This is a genomic window from Streptomyces sp. NPDC041122 (assembly GCF_055592445.1).
In genome coordinates, this window is the sequence record NZ_JBVIYQ010000008.1 from 1 (window position 1) to 15,351 (window position 15,351).

Genomic DNA, 15,351 nt, shown 5'->3' on the forward strand with positions numbered 1-15,351 from the left:
TCGCCACCCAGGCCCACCCCGAGCTGCGCTCCCGTCCGACCCGCCCGCACCCGCTCTTCGCCGGCCTGGTGAAGGCCGCCGTCGAGCGCCAGCAGGGCGAGCGCAAGCCGGGCGGCAAGTCCGGAAAGTAACACCGGAGCGATACGGTTGCCGGGGTGTGCGTCTCACGGGACGCGCACCCCGGTTTGCCGTTTGCACGTGTGGGAGGACAGGGCATGACGATCAAGGACACCGCCGAGGAGTGGCAGGTCACGGCGACGAAGACCCCCTTCGTCGGCAACAAGACCTCCGTCCGCACCGACGACGTGGTCATGCCCGACGGATCCGTCGTCCACCGCGACTACCAGGTCCACCCGGGCTCGGTCGCCGTCCTCGCGCTCGACGACGAGGGCCGCGTCCTGGTCATCCGCCAGTACCGCCACCCCGTACGCCACAAGCTCTGGGAGATCCCCGCCGGCCTCCTCGACATCCCCGGCGAGAACCCCCTGCACGCCGCCCAGCGCGAGCTGTACGAGGAGGCGCACGTCAAGGCCGAGGACTGGCGGGTCCTCACCGACGTCTACACCACCCCCGGCGGCTGCGACGAGGCCGTGCGCGTCTTCCTCGCCCGTGACCTCTCCGAGGCCGAGGGAGAGCGGTTCGAGGTCGAGGAGGAGGAGTCCGACATGGAGCTCGCCCGGGTGCCCCTCGACGAGCTCGTCCGCGGTGTGCTCGCCGGCGAGCTGCACAACAACTGCCTCGTCGTCGGCGCCCTGTCGCTGCAGGCGGTCCTGAACGGCGAGGGCGTGGACGCGCTGCGCCCCGCCGAGGCCCCCTGGCCCGCCCGCCCCTTCGAGGCCTGAGGGACCTGGCAGACCCGGCGGGACCGAGAGCCCCTCGGACCGCCCGGTGTGACGATCTGCTGATCCGATCGGGCGACTTGTGCGCGCTGCGTGCCCGGGAGGGGCGCGGGGCCTGAACTAGGCTCTGAAAGCGTCCCGCCCGGAGCCCCGGCGGGTTCGTGCGCAGGCGGACGGGAGCGTGGCCCGTGACGGATCAGGCGGTCGACACGGACGGTGCGACGGCGGGTGGCGCGGTGCCCTCACCCGCACGCGCCTCGCTGGAGTCGACACGGGCTCAGTTCGTCGGCAGACGCCGGGAGTTGAAAGAGCTCCGCGCCGACGTCGACCGCGCGGGCCTCGACACCCTCTCCGGCCGCAAGGCGCCCCGCGCACGTGTCCTGCTCGTCGCGGGCCGCCCCGGCTCCGGCCGCACCGCACTCGCCGAGGAACTCGTCCGGCAGCTCGCGGACGGCTACCCCGACGGGGTGCTGCGCGCCCACCTCGCCGACCCCGACGGCACCCCGGTGCCCACCGAGCGCACCGCCCGCGACCTGCTGGCCGCGCTGGCCGTGCCCGCCCCGCCCGGAGCCGCCGAGGACGACCTCGCCGAGGCGCTCCGCGCGGCCCTCGCCGACCGCAGGGCGCTGCTGCTCCTCGACGACGCGGCCGACGCCGAGCAGGTCGACGCGCTGCTCCCGGAGGCACCCGACTGCCTGGTCGTCGCGGTCTCCGACGGCCCGCTCACCGGCATCCCCGACGTACGGCCCTGCACCCTCGGCGGCCTGGACAAGGAGGCCGCCGTCGAGCTCCTCGCGCGCGCCGCCGGTCCCGTCCGCATCACCGTCGACCCGGGCTCCGCGGAGTCGCTGGTCGAGGTGTGCGCGGCCCATCCGGCGGCGCTGGTGCTGGCCGGGGGCTGGCTCGCGGTCCGGCCCAAGGCCGCCGTCGCCGACCTCGCCAAGCGGCTGCGCGCGCTGCCCGACGAGGGCTCGGCCCTCGCGCGTGTCTTCGCCCACACCTACGCCTCGCTGCCCTCGCCCGCCGCGCGGATACTGCGCCTGCTCTGCCTCGCCCCGGCCGGTCACGTCGACCCGCACACCGCCTCCGCGCTCGCGGGCTGCTCGGTCTCCGGGGCCAAGACCACGCTGGACGACTTCGTCGAGCTCGGGCTGGTCCGCGCCGTCCCGTCCGCCCTTCCGCAGTACGAGGTGCCCGGCTGCCTGGTGCCGCTGCTGCGGGCCCGCACCGAGAGCCAGGACAGGCCGGGCGAGATCCAGCTGGCCAGGGCCCGGATGCTGGAGCGGACCGTGCGGCTGCTCCAGTCCTGCCGGGCCGTCACCGAGCCCGAGAGCTCCGCCGCCCGCGGAAAGATCGCCGGACTGCCGCGCGCCCTGCGCTTTCCGAGCCGCCAGGCCGCCGCCGAGTGGCTTGCGGTCCGGCAGCCCGCGCTGCTCGCCGCCGCCCGGCTCGCGGTCGCCGACGGCGAGCTCGACACGCTCGCGCGCCGGCTGATGGCGGCCCTGACCCGGGCACTCGTCGCACACCACGGCACCGAGGCCGCCGCTCCCGAGCTGTACGGCATCCACCAGCTGGTCCTGGGCGTCGCCGAGCGGCGCGAGCTGCCGCGCGAACAGGCCGCCGCGCTGCTGAACCTCGCGGACCTGGACGCGCAGACGGGCCGCACACGCGACGCGCTGGCCCGCTACCGCGCGGCGCTCGACGCGGGAAGGGCCGCGGACGATCCGTACGCCACCGGCCGCGCGATGGAATCCGTAGGCGGCGCCTACCAGGAGCTCGGGGACTGGTCGCGGGCATCCGACTGGTTCGGCCGTGCGCTGGCCCACCGGCTCGCCCGCGACGAGCGTGTGGACGCGGCCCGCCTGTACGGCCGGATCGGCACCGTGCACACGTATGCGGGGCGGTACGGGGAGGCGCTGCGGAACTGGAGTTCGGCGGTGACCGGGCACCGCAGGAACGGCGATGTCACCGCCCAGGCGCGGGCGTTGAGCGAGATGGCCCGGGTGCAGGAGTACGCGGGCCGGCCCGAGGAGTCGCTGCGCACCTGCCAGGAGGCGGTCGAGTGGGCGCGGCAGGCCGAGGACACCCGGCTGCAGGCGGCGCTGCAGCTCCGGCTCGCGGACACCCTGGACCGGCTCGGCGACCCGGCCGCGGCCCGGCTGCACCGGAGCGCCGCCGAGCGCATGCTGGGAGAGGAGCTCCCGCAGGTCGCGCGGCTGGAAAGGAACGGTGGAGTGGCGCCTTCCGCCTACGAAATCCGTAGTGCATCCGCAGAAGATTGAAGCATTGGAAGGCTAGACAGCGAGAAATCCTTCATTAGACTGGCTCCGCCGCGTACCTCCGCGGTGTCTCCCGCTGCGCCCCCACGTGCACCGGTATGCAGTGCATTGCCCGAGAAATCCCCTGAGCCAAGGACCGTGATCGACGATGAAGGTCGGCATCCCCCGCGAGGTCAAGAACAACGAGTTCCGGGTGGCCATCACCCCCGCCGGTGTGCACGAGCTGGTGCGCCACGGCCACCAGGTCGTCATCGAGCGGAACGCCGGCGTCGGCTCCTCGATCACGGACGCCGAGTACGTCTCGGCGGGCGCGCAGATCCTGGACACCGCCGACGAGGTCTGGGCCACCGCCGACCTGCTCCTGAAGGTCAAGGAGCCCATCGCGGAGGAGTACCACCGCCTCCGCAAGGACCAGACGCTCTTCACCTACCTGCACCTGGCCGCCTCCAAGGAGTGCACGGACGCGCTCCTGGAGTCGGGCACGACCGCCATCGCGTACGAAACGGTCGAGACCGCGGGCCGCGCGCTGCCGCTGCTCGCCCCGATGTCCGAGGTCGCGGGCCGGCTCGCCCCGCAGGTCGGCGCCTACCACCTGATGGCCGCCAACGGCGGCCGCGGCGTCCTGCCCGGCGGTGTCCCGGGCGTGGCCGCGGGCAAGGCCGTCGTCATCGGCGGCGGCGTCTCCGGCTGGAACGCCGCGCAGATCGCCATCGGCATGGGCTTCCACGTGACCCTGCTCGACAAGGACATCAACAAGCTCAAGGAAGCCGACAAGATCTTCGGCACGAAGATCCAGACCGTCGTCTCCAACGCCTTCGAGCTGGAGAAGGCCTGCCTGGAGGCCGACCTCGTCATCGGTGCCGTGCTCATCCCCGGCGCCAAGGCCCCGAAGCTGGTCACCAACGAGCTCGTCTCCCGGATGAAGCCGGGAAGTGTCCTTGTCGACATCGCGATCGACCAGGGCGGCTGCTTCGAGGACTCGCACCCGACCACGCACGCCGAGCCGACCTTCCCGGTCCACAACTCGGTCTTCTACTGCGTCGCCAACATGCCGGGCGCGGTGCCGAACACCTCCACGTACGCGCTGACCAACGCGACCATGCCGTACATCGTCGAGCTGGCGAACCGCGGCTGGGTCGAGGCCCTGCGCCGCGACCCGGCGCTCGCCCTGGGCCTCAACACCCATGACGGCAAGGTCGTTTACAAGGAGGTCGCGGAGTCCCACGGCCTCGAGCACGTCGAGCTGGAGACGCTCCTCGGCTGAACCGGATGACCGACTCCGGTCGGTCTTACGACACTTTCGTCAACGAAAGTCGTCAATCTCACGCCAGCGGCCGGACCTTGAGAGGGGTCCGGCCGTATGCGTATCAGTGCGGACACGCTCAACTGGCCTTGAACGTAACCCTTTAACCGTTTCGCCCACCCTCGAAACGCGGCGATGACGAGCCGTACACCCTTGACACAAGGGTGTTCCGTTGCCGACACATCGGGCCGGGTCCGGTGGATTGTGTTGCTGTGGAGCGGTGACACGCCATAGAGTCGCCAACCGTCGGCATGGTGCCACGCTGACCTATCGAGAAATTTCCTGGTCACCAAGGAGGTAAGACGACTTGTGAATGAGTCGACATTTGCTCCCGGGGGTGGTCAACCAGGAACGTCTGTGCGGGACCAGGGTCCCGTGGGGCTCGAGGCCGTCGGCTCGGTCGCTGTCCGCACCTTCGAAGCCCGGCAGGGCCCCCAGCCGACACAGTCAGCACCCCAGAGCATGGATGGCCATCACGTGAACGCCATGGCCGGCGACCGGAGTGGCGATAACACCCACACCCACCTCGCCGACTACGAGGAACTGCCCCAGGGGCACTTCTACGACCCCGACGCCGAGTACGAGCCCGATCCGGAGTACGCGGCCACGCTCGCGCCGGACGCGGCCCGTCAGCGCCGCGAGCGCATCGGCCCCACGGGGCGCCCGCTGCCGTACTTCCCGATCCCGGGCCCGCTGACCGACCACGGTCCGGCCAAGATCATCGCGATGTGCAACCAGAAGGGCGGCGTCGGCAAGACCACGTCGACCATCAACCTGGGCGCGGCCCTCGCGGAGTACGGACGCCGGGTCCTGCTCGTCGACTTCGACCCGCAGGGCGCCCTCTCGGTGGGCCTCGGGGTCAACCCGATGGAGCTGGACCTGACGGTCTACAACCTCCTCATGGAGCGCGGCATGTCCGCGGACGAGGTGCTCCTGAAGACGGCGGTCCCCAACATGGACCTGCTGCCCAGCAACATCGACCTGTCCGCCGCCGAGGTGCAGTTGGTGAGCGAGGTCGCGCGCGAGTCCACCCTGCAGCGCGCCCTGAAGCCGCTCATGCAGGACTACGACTACATCGTGATCGACTGTCAGCCCTCGCTCGGCCTGCTCACCGTGAACGCCCTGACGGCGGCCCACAAGGTGATCGTGCCGCTCGAGTGCGAGTTCTTCGCGCTGCGCGGCGTGGCCCTGCTGACCGAGACCATCGAGAAGGTCCAGGAGCGGCTCAACCCCGACCTGGAGCTCGACGGCATCCTCGCGACCATGTACGACTCCCGCACGGTGCACAGCCGTGAGGTGCTCGCGCGCGTGGTCGAGGCCTTCGACGACCACGTCTACCACACGGTCATCGGGCGCACGGTCCGCTTCCCGGAGACCACGGTCGCCGGTGAGCCGATCACGACGTACGCGTCGAACTCGGTCGGCGCGGCCGCCTATCGCCAGCTCGCCAGGGAGGTGCTCGCCCGGTGTCACGCCGAGTGAGTCTGCCGGGGGCCGACGAACTGTTCCGTACGACCGGGGGGATGGCGCTGCAGTCGTCCTCGCCGCGGCGAGGGGCGAACGGCGAGGCGAGGGTGCCCGCTCCGGCGGGCGAGAGCGACGAGGCGGCGGCGTCCGCCGAGGAGACCGCGGCGCAGGGCGACGGCGGTGAGCCCGCCGAACACGCGGCCGCGGACGCGGAGTCCGGGGCCGAGTCGCGCAGCAGGGCGGCCGCCGCCGAGGGCGAGAAGAGCGCCGCACGGCGCGCCCCGGAACCGGCGCAGGAAGGTTCGGCCACCCAGGGCGGCAAGTCCGGCGGCTCCTCCACCGCGCAGGCGCGGCGCCGGGCCCGGGCGGCCAACCGGCGGCCCAGCGGGCGCGAGCGGCACGACGAGAAGATCACCGTGTACGTCTCCGCCGAGGAGCTGATGGACCTCGAGCACGCGCGCCTGGTGCTGCGCGGCGAGCACGGCCTCGCGGTCGACCGCGGGCGCATCGTGCGCGAGGCGGTCGCCGTCGTCCTCGCCGATCTGGAGTCGCGCGGGGACGCGAGCATTCTCGTACGACGGCTTCGCGGGCGGTAGGGGTAGCGTTCACCGGCGATGCGCCTGAACGAAGAATCTGCCCCGCCCGCCCGTCGGCGTGCCCTGGGGCGTGGACCGGGGGCCGCTCCCGCGGAGCCGGAGCCGGAGCCGCAGCTCTCGGCGGCCGTTGAGCCGGAGCCGGAGCCGCCCGCCGAGCCGGAGCCCGCGGCCTCCGCCGAGCCCGACGACGGGCGGTTCAAGGTCAGGCTCGCCAACTTCGAGGGCCCCTTCGACCTGCTGCTCCAGCTGATCTCCAAGCACAAGCTGGACGTCACCGAGGTCGCCCTGTCCAAGGTGACCGACGAGTTCATGGCGCACATCCGGGCCATGGGAGCCGACTGGGACCTGGACCAGACGACGGAGTTCCTGGTCGTCGCCGCCACCCTGCTCGACCTCAAGGCGGCGCGGCTGCTGCCCGCCGCCGAGGTGGAGGACGAGGCCGACCTCGCGCTGCTCGAGGCGCGTGACCTGCTCTTCGCCCGGCTCCTGCAGTACCGCGCGTACAAGCACGTCGCGGACATCTTCAGCGGACGGCTCGACGAGGAGTCCCGGCGTTATCCGCGCACCGTGGGGCTCGAACCGCACCACGCCGAGCTGCTCCCGGACGTCGTCATCAGCATCGGGGCGGAAGGATTCGCCAAGCTCGCCGTGAAGGCCATGCAGCCGCGCGCGAAGCCGCAGGTGTACGTCGAGCACATCCACGCCCCGCTGGTCTCCGTGCGGGAGCAGGCCGGACTGGTCGTCGCCCGGCTGCGGGAGCACGGCGAGACAAGTTTCCGGGTGCTCGTGGCGGACGCGGGGGACACCCTCACGGTCGTGGCGCGCTTCCTGGCGCTGCTGGAGCTCTACCGCGAGAAGGCCGTCGCCCTGGACCAGGAGGACCCCCTGGGGGAGCTGATGGTGCGCTGGACGGGCGGCGACGGCGACGGGGAGCCGGCCGTGACCGACGAGTTCGACCGGGCCCCCGAGCCGATGGAGGAGAAGGCGTGAGCGAGTACCCGGCGGGCGCGGACACGGTCGCGGACCTGGCGCTGCGGCCCGCCCTCGAGGCCGTCCTGATGGTCGTCGACGAGCCGGCCACCGAGGACCACCTGGCGAAGATCCTGCAGCGGCCCCGGCGCGAGGTCGCGGACGCGCTGCGTGAACTGGCCGACGAGTACACCGTGCAGCGGCGCGGCTTCGAGCTGCGGCTCGTCGCGGGCGGCTGGCGGTTCTACACCCGGCCCGAGTACGCCGCCGCCGTGGAGGGCTTCGTCCTCGACGGGCAGCAGGCCCGGCTCACCCAGGCGGCTCTGGAGACCCTCGCGGTCGTCGCGTACCGCCAGCCGGTCAGCCGCTCGCGGGTCTCCGCGGTGCGCGGGGTGAACTGCGACGGCGTGATGCGCACCCTCCTCCAGCGGGGTCTGGTGGAGGAGGCGGGCGCGGAACCCGAAACAGGTGCGATCCTGTACAGGACGACGAACTACTTTCTGGAGCGGATGGGCCTGCGCGGCCTGGACGAGCTCCCCGAGCTCGCGCCCTTCCTCCCCGAGGCGGACGCGATCGAGGGGGAGAGCCAGGAGGGCGTTCCGTCGTTCGACCCGGACGCACCCGATGCGCCGGGGTACGAGTACGCCCAGGACACAGCCGATTAGACGGAACCTTTGATGCGAAGCAGCAGCGGCAGGAACAGCAGCGGAAACAACGGCGGGAGCCGTGGTGGCAACAGCGGCGGCCGCGGCGGGAACGGCGGCGGCCGCGGCAATGTCCGCGGGGCCGGCAACAACCGCGATGACAAGCAAAGCGGCAGCGGCCGTCCGAAGAAGCCGCGTCCGGAGGAGCGGCGCTACGACGTCGGCCCCGACGGCACCCGGGAAGGCCCGAAGTCGGGCCGCGGCGCCTCGGCGCGCGGCGGCGCCAAGGGCGGCCCCAAGCGCGGGCAGCCGTCCGGCGGCCGGACGGCCCCCTCGCGCTCGCGTGAGTACGAGACGCGGGCCGAGGAGCGCAACCGCGAGCGGTACGCGGGCAAGCCGAAGGTGAGCCCGCCCAAGACCTTCCCGGGCGCCGAGCAGGAGGGCGAGCGGCTGCAGAAGATCCTCGCCCGCGCGGGCTACGGCTCGCGCCGCGCCTGCGAGGAGCTCGTCGACGAGGCCCGGGTCGAGGTCAACGGCGAGATCGTCCTGGAGCAGGGGCTGCGCGTGGACCCCGAGAAGGACGAGATCAAGGTCGACGGCCTGACCGTGGCCACTCAGTCGTACCAGTTCTTCTCGCTGAACAAGCCCGCCGGCGTCGTCTCCACCATGGAGGACACCGAGGGCCGGCAGTGCCTCGGCGACTACGTGACCAACCGCGAGACGCGGCTGTTCCACGTGGGGCGGCTCGACACCGAGACCGAGGGCGTCATCCTGCTCACCAACCACGGCGAGCTGGCGCACCGGCTGACCCACCCCAAGTACGGCGTGAAGAAGGTCTACCTCGCGCACATCGTGGGCCCGATCCCGCGTGACCTGGGCAAGCAGCTCAAGGACGGCATCCAGCTCGAGGACGGGTACGCCCGCGCGGACCACTTCCGCGTCGTCGAGCAGACCGGCAAGAACTACCTGGTCGAGGTGACCCTCCACGAGGGCCGCAAGCACATCGTGCGGCGGATGCTCGCCGAGGCCGGGTTCCCGGTCGACAAGCTGGTGCGGGTCGCCTTCGGGCCGATCACGCTCGGCGACCAGAAGTCCGGCTGGCTGCGGCGCCTGTCCAACACCGAGGTCGGGATGCTGATGCAGGAGGTCGACCTGTAGGAAACGCTTGCCCGAACCACCCCCTCTCTTTATAGTCAAGTGGACTGTTAAGAGAGGGGGTGGTCGTGCGTGCAGGACTACGACAAGCACGCCTTCGAGCCGTTCGCCGTCACCGTGGACCTGGCGGTGTTCACCATCCGGGACGGCGCGCTGCACGTGCTGCTCGTCGAGCGCGGCCAGGAGCCGTACGCGGGGCGCTGGGCGCTGCCCGGCGGATTCGTGCTGCCCGACGAGTCGGCCGAGGAGGCCGCGGGGCGGGAGCTCGCCGAGGAGACCGGCATCGCGGACGTCGCACGGCTGCACCTGGAGCAGGTGCGCACCTACAGCGCGCCGGACCGCGACCCGCGCATGCGCGTCGTCTCCGTCGCCTTCGCGGCGCTCGTGCCCGACCCGCCGCGGGTGACCGGGGGAGGCGACGCGGCCCGCGCGGCCTGGCTGCCGTACACCCCGGCGACGTACCGGCCGCTCGCCTTCGACCACGACCGGATCCTCGCCGACGCGCACGACCGGGTCGGCGCCAAGCTGGAGTACACCGGCCTCGCCACCGCCTTCTGCGCGCCCGAGTTCACCCTGGGCGAGCTGCGCCAGGTCTACGAGGCCGTGTGGGGCGCCGAGCTCGACCCGGCCAATTTCCGCCGCAAGGTGGTCGGCACCGCGGGCCTCGTCGAAGCCGTCCCCGGCGCCGCCCGGCTGACCGGCGGCCGCGGCAAGCCCGCGGCCCTCTTCCGGGCCGGTACCGCCACCGCCCTGCACCCGCCCCTGCTCCGCCCCGCCCCGGAAGGACAGCCCTCATGAAACGTGCCGCCACCGGGTCCCTCATGGGGCTCGCCCTCGGTGACGCCCTCGGCTTCCCGACCGAGTTCAACGACGTCCCCTCGATCCTCGCCAAGTGCGGGCCCTGGCGCGAGATGGAGCTGCCGCGGCCCGCGATCGTCACCGACGACACCCAGATGACGCTCGCGCTCGCCCGCGGCCTGCGCACCGCCATGGACCGCGGCACCCTCGGCCCGAAGCGGCTGGAGCGGCCGCTGCGCGAGGAGTTCGTGGACTGGTACCAGTCGCCGGAGAACAACCGCGCCCCCGGCAACACCTGCCTGAAGGCCTGCCACCTCCTCAAGAGCGGCAAGCCCTGGGAGGAGGCGAGCCAGCCGCACTCCAAGGGCTGCGGCGCCAACATGCGCGTCGCGCCCCTCGGCCTCGCACCCGGCCTGAGCGAGGAGGAGCGGGCGGGCGCCGCCCAGTTGCAGTCCGCGCTCACCCACGGCCACCCCACGGCCCTCGCCGCCGCCGACCTCACCGCGCACGCGGTGCGGCTGCTCGCCGAGGGCGCCGAGCCGACCGGACTCGTCGGACTGCTGCGCTCCTACGCGTACGACAACCGCGAGACCTACCACGAGCGCTGGCTCGGCGAGCTGTGGACGCGGAGCGGGGCGCCCACGCCGCGCGCCTTCATCACGCTCGGCTGGGACGAGTGCCTCGCCGTGCTCGAACGCCTGGAGGCCGCGCTCAGGCACGCCAACCCGGAGACCGACCCGTGCCTGGCCACCGGCGCCGGCTGGATCGCCGAGGAGGCCCTCGCCACCGCCCTGCTGTGCTTCCTGAGTTGCGTCGACGAGCCGGTCACCGTCCTGCGCCGGGCCGCCTGCACCTCCGGCGACTCCGACTCGATCGCCTGCCTCGCCGGCGCCTTCGCGGGCGCCCACGTCGGCGCGGACGCCTGGCCCGCCGAGTGGACCGGACGGATCGAGTACCGGGCCGAGCTCCTCGCCTTCGGGGCGCTCTGGGACGCTTGAGGGATGACCGTGGACCTGGGCCCCGACCTGGACATCGACCTCGCCTCCGTCGTCGCGGAGCAGCGCGACCCGCTGCTCTTCGCGACGGTCTCCGGGGCGCACCTGTACGGCTTCCCGTCCCGCGACTCGGACGTGGACCTGCGCGGGGTGCACCTGCTGCCGGTGGCCGACCTGGTGGGGCTCAGGGAACCCGACGAGACCCGCACGAAGATGTGGGAGCGCGACGGCGTCGAGATGGACCTCGTCACGCACGACCTGCGCAAGTTCGTCCGCCTGATGCTGCGGAACAACGGCTACGTCCTGGAGCAGCTGCTCTCCCCGCTCGTCGTGCACACCACCGACGCGCACGCCGAGCTCGTCGCGCTCGCCCCGGCCGTCCTCACCAGCAACCACGCGCACCACTACCGCGGGTTCGCCGGCACCCAGTGGCGGCTCTTCGAGAAGAACGGCGAGCTCAAGCCGCTGCTCTACACCTTCCGCGTGCTCCTCACCGGCATCCATCTGATGCGCGGCGGGCAGCTCGTCGCCGACCTGCCCACGCTCTTCGACGAGGTGGCCGAGGCGCCCGCCTGTCTGCCGTATCTGCCGGAACTCATCGCGGCCAAGAGGGCGGCCGAGCACGGGGGCGCGGACGTGGACCACGCGCGCGTGGCGGCCGACGTGGAGCGGCTGCACGCCGTCCTCGACGCGGCGCAGACCGGCTCAGCGCTGCCCGGCGTCCACCGCGCGCACGACGCCCTGCACGACTTCGTCGTCCGGGTGCGGCTCCAGGGGTCGCAGGGCTGACGCCCGGCGGGTTCGCACCAGGAAGTTCTCGACCCGCTCCCGGTCGGGACCGGCCGGCAACGGGCTGCGCGGCGCCGCCTCCTCGGCCTCGGCCGCCAGCCGGTTCATCCAGGTCTCGACCTCGGACCAGGTGCGCTCCCCGCGCTTGACCGCGAGCAGCGGCTCGCGCTGTTCGCCGACGTCGATCGTCAGCTCGCCGGTGCGCAGCAGGTCGCGGCAGGTGCCCAGCAGCCGCAGCAGGTGCATGGCGTGCTTCCAGCGCGGGGCGCCGTGCGTGCGGACGTCCGCCTCCAGCTTCCTGCGCTGGCCCAGCGCGTAGCGGGCGAACGTCTCGTGGGCCTGCCGGGAGAGGAACGCGCCGCGCAGGGCCAGCAGCTCGCGGCCGGTGTCCGTGACGTGCTCCACGAGCGGTGAGTGCAGGCACTCCAGGACGTTCGGGTTGGCCCGCAGCGCGAGCTCGCAGAAGCGCTCCAGCTCCCAGCTGAACTGCTCGTCGGCCGGCCCCTCCAGATGCGTCGGAGGCTTCTCGAACCGCCAGAACAGCGGGGTGGGGGCCAGGAAGATCCCCCTGCGGTCGGTGTCGCTCCCCTCGGTGGCCAGACCGAACGCGCGCGAACCCATCACGCAGGAGTAGACGGTGTGGTCGCGGACGAGGTCGAGCATCCCGGGGTGCATGGGGTGAGGGTACGGGCCCGCCGCGCCGGTGACCGGGCGGCATCGTCCGTCTCGGCAGCCGGGCGCCCCGCGCCGTCGTACGGGACGCTGGATAGGCTGGAGACCCCAGCTGTGGGACCACAGCCATGGCGTACGCCACCGTCGCACCCGACCGGCCGCGCTCCGAGCCCGCCCCCGTGCGCCTCGGCGCCCCGGCCGCACTCCGCAAGGACACCGCCCAGTGAGAACCGCCCTCGTCATCGGCACCGGTCTGATCGGCACCTCGGCAGCCCTGGCGCTCGCCTCCCGCGGCGTCGCCGTGCACCTCGCCGACCACGACCCGGCGCAGGCCCGCACCGCCGCCGCGCTCGGCGCCGGCACCGACGAGGAGCCCACGGGGCCCGTCGACCTGTGTGTCGTCGCCGTGCCGCCCTCGTACGTCGCCGCCACGCTGGCCGACGTCATGCGGCGCGGGGCCGCGCGCGGCTACCTCGACGTGGCGAGCGTCAAGGGCGGCCCGCGCCGCGAGCTGGAGGAGCTCGGCCTCGACCTGACCGCGTACATCGGCACGCACCCCATGTCCGGGCGCGAGCGCAGCGGCCCGCTGGCCGCCACCGCCGACCTCTTCGAGGGCCGGCCCTGGGTGCTGACCCCGACCCGGGACACCGACACCGAGGTGCTCAACCTCGCCCTGGAGCTGGTGGCGCTCTGCCGCGCGGTGCCCGTCGTCATGGAGGCCGACGCCCACGACCGCGCGGTCGCCCTCGTCTCGCACATGCCGCACCTCGTCTCCAGCATGGTCGCAGCCCGCCTGGAGAACGCCGAGGAGAGCGCCGTACGGCTCTGCGGCCAGGGCATCCGGGACGTCACCCGGATCGCGGCGTCCGACCCGCGGATGTGGATCGACATCCTCGCCGCCAACCCCGGGCCCGTCGCCGACCTGCTCGCCGCGGTCGCCGCCGACCTGGACGAGACGGTGACGGCGCTGCGCTCGCTGCAGTCCGCCGACGCCGCGAAGCGCTCCGAGGGCGCGGCCGGGGTGGAGAACGTGCTGCGGCGCGGCAACGCGGGCCGGACCCGGGTGCCCGGCAAGCACGGGGCGGCTCCGGCGGCGTACGAGATCGTCGCGGTGCTCATCGACGACAAGGCGGGCCAGCTGGCCCGGATCTTCGCCGACGCGGACCAGGCGGGCGTCAACATCGAGGACGTGCGCATCGAGCACGCGACCGGGCAGCAGGCGGGTCTGGTGCAGCTCATGGTCGAGCCGAGCGCGGCGCCGGTGCTGAGCGCGGCGCTGCGGGAGCGGGGCTGGTCGATCCGGCAGTAGCGGTCCGCGCCGGGGCGCCCCGGGACGGCCCGGGCAGGGGCTGTCGGGGCAGGGTGTGCGAGCCAGTAACCTTGTGCGGGGCGTCTTCGCGCCCCGCCTCCCCGCCCCGAGTACTGCGAAAGGTGCCCGCCCCCCGTGGAAACCGCAGCAACCGCCTCCCCGGCAGCCGTGATCGTCGCCATCGACGGTCCCTCCGGCACGGGCAAGTCGAGCACCTCGAAGGCCGTCGCCGCCCAGCTCGGACTCAGCTACCTGGACACCGGTGCCCAGTACCGGGCGATCACCTGGTGGATGGTGCACAACGGCATCGACCTCACCGACCCCACGGCGATCGCCGCCGTCGCGGGCAAGCCCGAGATCGTCTCCGGCACCGACCCGCTCGCCCCGACCATCACGGTCGACGGCACCGACGTCGCGGGCCCGATCCGCACCACCGAGGTCACCTCCAAGGTCAGCGCCGTCAGCGCCGTCCCCGAGGTGCGCACCCGCATCACCGAGCTGCAGCGCACGATCGCCGCGTCGACCGAGAAGGGCATCGTCGTCGAGGGCCGCGACATCGGCACCACCGTGCTGCCCGACGCCGACCTGAAGATCTTCCTCACCGCCTCGCCCGAGGCCCGTGCCGCCCGCCGCTCCGGCGAGCTCAAGGGCGCCGACGTCAAGGCGACCCAGGAGGCCCTGATCAAGCGGGACGCGGCCGACTCCAGCCGCAAGACGTCGCCGCTGGCCAAGGCCGGCGACGCCGTCGAGGTCGACACCACCGAGCTCACGCTCCAGCAGGTCATCGAGTGCGTCGTCACCCTCGTCGAGGAGAAGCGGGCGGCGAAGTGAGCGAGGCTCCCTCCGGCCGGGGCGCCGCCGAGGCGGGCGCCTCCGAGCGGGGCGCCGAGGTCGGCCGCCGCATCGGTGTCGGCCTCATGTACGGCCTGTTCAAGCCGCGGGTGCTGGGCTCCTGGCGGGTGCCGGCCACCGGCCCCGTGATCCTCGCCGTCAACCACGCGCACAACGTCGACGGCCCGATGGTCATGGGCGTCGCGCCCCGGCCCACGCACTTCCTGATCAAGAAGGAAGCGTTCGTGGGGCCGCTCGGCCCCTTCCTGGACGCCATCGGCCAGGTGAAGGTCGACCGCTCCGGCGCCGACCGCACGGCCATCACCCGGGCGCTCGGCGTCCTGGACCAGGGCGGCGTCCTCGGGATCTTCCCCGAGGGCACCCGGGGCGAGGGCGACTTCGCGTCGCTGCGCGCCGGGCTCGCCTACTTCGCGGTGCGCTCGGGCGCCCCGATCGTCCCGGTGGCGGTGCTGGGAAGCACCGACCGGCGCGGACGGCTGATAAAGCAGCTGCCCCCGCTGCGCAGCCGGGTCGACGTGGTCTTCGGTGACCCCTTCGACGCGGGCGACGGCACCGGGCGGCGCACGCGCAAGGCGCTCGACGAGGCGACCGTGCGCATCCAGGGGCGGCTCGCCGCCCACCTGGAAAACGCCAGGCGCCTGACCGGGCGCTGAGCGAGACTTATCCAGTAGTGCCCCGGTCCGA

General features: G+C 72.9%; 15 protein-coding genes. 14 read left to right on the forward strand and 1 reads right to left on the reverse strand.

Going from position 1 to position 15,351, the window contains the following annotated elements; translation table 11 throughout:
* Positions 1 to 215: 215 nt before the first annotated feature.
* From ACZ6B8_RS26695 to ACZ6B8_RS26745, 11 genes are all read left to right on the forward strand, one after another.
* Positions 216 to 842: an NUDIX domain-containing protein gene (locus ACZ6B8_RS26695; RefSeq protein WP_471080058.1), complete on the forward strand. Its 627-nt coding sequence runs from the start codon at positions 216 to 218 to the stop codon at positions 840 to 842.
* Between the two features lie 185 nt (positions 843 to 1,027).
* Positions 1,028 to 3,121: a tetratricopeptide repeat protein gene (locus ACZ6B8_RS26700; RefSeq protein WP_471608935.1), complete on the forward strand. Its 2,094-nt coding sequence runs from the start codon at positions 1,028 to 1,030 to the stop codon at positions 3,119 to 3,121.
* Between the two features lie 145 nt (positions 3,122 to 3,266).
* Entirely contained in the window at positions 3,267 to 4,382 is a 1,116-nt protein-coding gene (gene ald, locus ACZ6B8_RS26705; RefSeq protein ID WP_471080064.1) for an alanine dehydrogenase, read from the forward strand.
* A gap of 348 nt (positions 4,383 to 4,730) precedes the next feature.
* Positions 4,731 to 5,903, forward strand: coding sequence for a ParA family protein (locus tag ACZ6B8_RS26710; RefSeq protein ID WP_467680485.1), 1,173 nt, complete (start codon positions 4,731 to 4,733; stop codon positions 5,901 to 5,903).
* Positions 5,888 to 6,484 carry a hypothetical protein gene (locus tag ACZ6B8_RS26715; RefSeq protein WP_471080067.1) on the forward strand — a complete coding sequence of 199 codons (597 nt, stop codon included), beginning with the start codon at positions 5,888 to 5,890 and terminating at the stop codon, positions 6,482 to 6,484. The genes ACZ6B8_RS26710 and ACZ6B8_RS26715 overlap by 16 nt, the downstream gene beginning before the upstream one ends.
* 18 nt (positions 6,485 to 6,502) lie before the next feature.
* Entirely contained in the window at positions 6,503 to 7,474 is a 972-nt protein-coding gene (locus ACZ6B8_RS26720) for a segregation and condensation protein A (protein WP_471608936.1), read from the forward strand.
* Complete coding sequence (gene scpB, locus ACZ6B8_RS26725; protein WP_471080073.1) at positions 7,471 to 8,118, forward strand: SMC-Scp complex subunit ScpB; 648 nt, start codon at positions 7,471 to 7,473, stop codon at positions 8,116 to 8,118. Before ACZ6B8_RS26720 ends, scpB begins: the two co-directional genes overlap by 4 nt.
* Positions 8,119 to 8,130: 12 nt before the next feature.
* The gene (locus tag ACZ6B8_RS26730; protein ID WP_471080076.1) at positions 8,131 to 9,255 is read left to right on the forward strand and encodes a pseudouridine synthase; all 1,125 of its coding nucleotides are present in this window, start codon (positions 8,131 to 8,133) and stop codon (positions 9,253 to 9,255) included.
* A 69-nt stretch (positions 9,256 to 9,324) separates the two neighbouring features.
* Positions 9,325 to 10,050 carry an NUDIX hydrolase gene (locus ACZ6B8_RS26735; protein ID WP_471608937.1) on the forward strand — a complete coding sequence of 242 codons (726 nt, stop codon included), beginning with the start codon at positions 9,325 to 9,327 and terminating at the stop codon, positions 10,048 to 10,050.
* Positions 10,047 to 11,048, forward strand: a complete 1,002-nt coding sequence (locus ACZ6B8_RS26740) for an ADP-ribosylglycohydrolase family protein (protein WP_471080082.1) — start codon at positions 10,047 to 10,049, stop codon at positions 11,046 to 11,048. The genes ACZ6B8_RS26735 and ACZ6B8_RS26740 overlap by 4 nt, the downstream gene beginning before the upstream one ends.
* Positions 11,049 to 11,051: 3 nt before the next feature.
* Positions 11,052 to 11,834, forward strand: coding sequence for a nucleotidyltransferase domain-containing protein (locus ACZ6B8_RS26745; RefSeq protein WP_471608938.1), 783 nt, complete (start codon positions 11,052 to 11,054; stop codon positions 11,832 to 11,834).
* On the opposite strand, the gene ACZ6B8_RS26750 is transcribed toward ACZ6B8_RS26745, so the two are convergent.
* Entirely contained in the window at positions 11,751 to 12,509 is a 759-nt protein-coding gene (locus ACZ6B8_RS26750; protein ID WP_471608939.1) for a nucleotidyltransferase domain-containing protein, read from the reverse strand. The two genes, ACZ6B8_RS26745 and ACZ6B8_RS26750, sit on opposite strands and share 84 nt — an antisense overlap.
* Positions 12,510 to 12,729: 220 nt before the next feature.
* Between ACZ6B8_RS26750 and ACZ6B8_RS26755 the strand changes: the two genes are divergently transcribed.
* From ACZ6B8_RS26755 to ACZ6B8_RS26765, 3 genes are all read left to right on the forward strand, one after another.
* The gene (locus ACZ6B8_RS26755; RefSeq protein ID WP_471080091.1) at positions 12,730 to 13,815 is read left to right on the forward strand and encodes a prephenate dehydrogenase; all 1,086 of its coding nucleotides are present in this window, start codon (positions 12,730 to 12,732) and stop codon (positions 13,813 to 13,815) included.
* Positions 13,816 to 13,950: 135 nt separating this feature from the next.
* Positions 13,951 to 14,646, forward strand: a complete 696-nt coding sequence (gene cmk / locus ACZ6B8_RS26760) for a (d)CMP kinase (RefSeq protein WP_471080094.1) — start codon at positions 13,951 to 13,953, stop codon at positions 14,644 to 14,646.
* Positions 14,604 to 15,320, forward strand: coding sequence for a lysophospholipid acyltransferase family protein (locus ACZ6B8_RS26765; RefSeq protein WP_471080097.1), 717 nt, complete (start codon positions 14,604 to 14,606; stop codon positions 15,318 to 15,320). Before cmk ends, ACZ6B8_RS26765 begins: the two co-directional genes overlap by 43 nt.
* Positions 15,321 to 15,351: the final 31 nt, after the last annotated feature.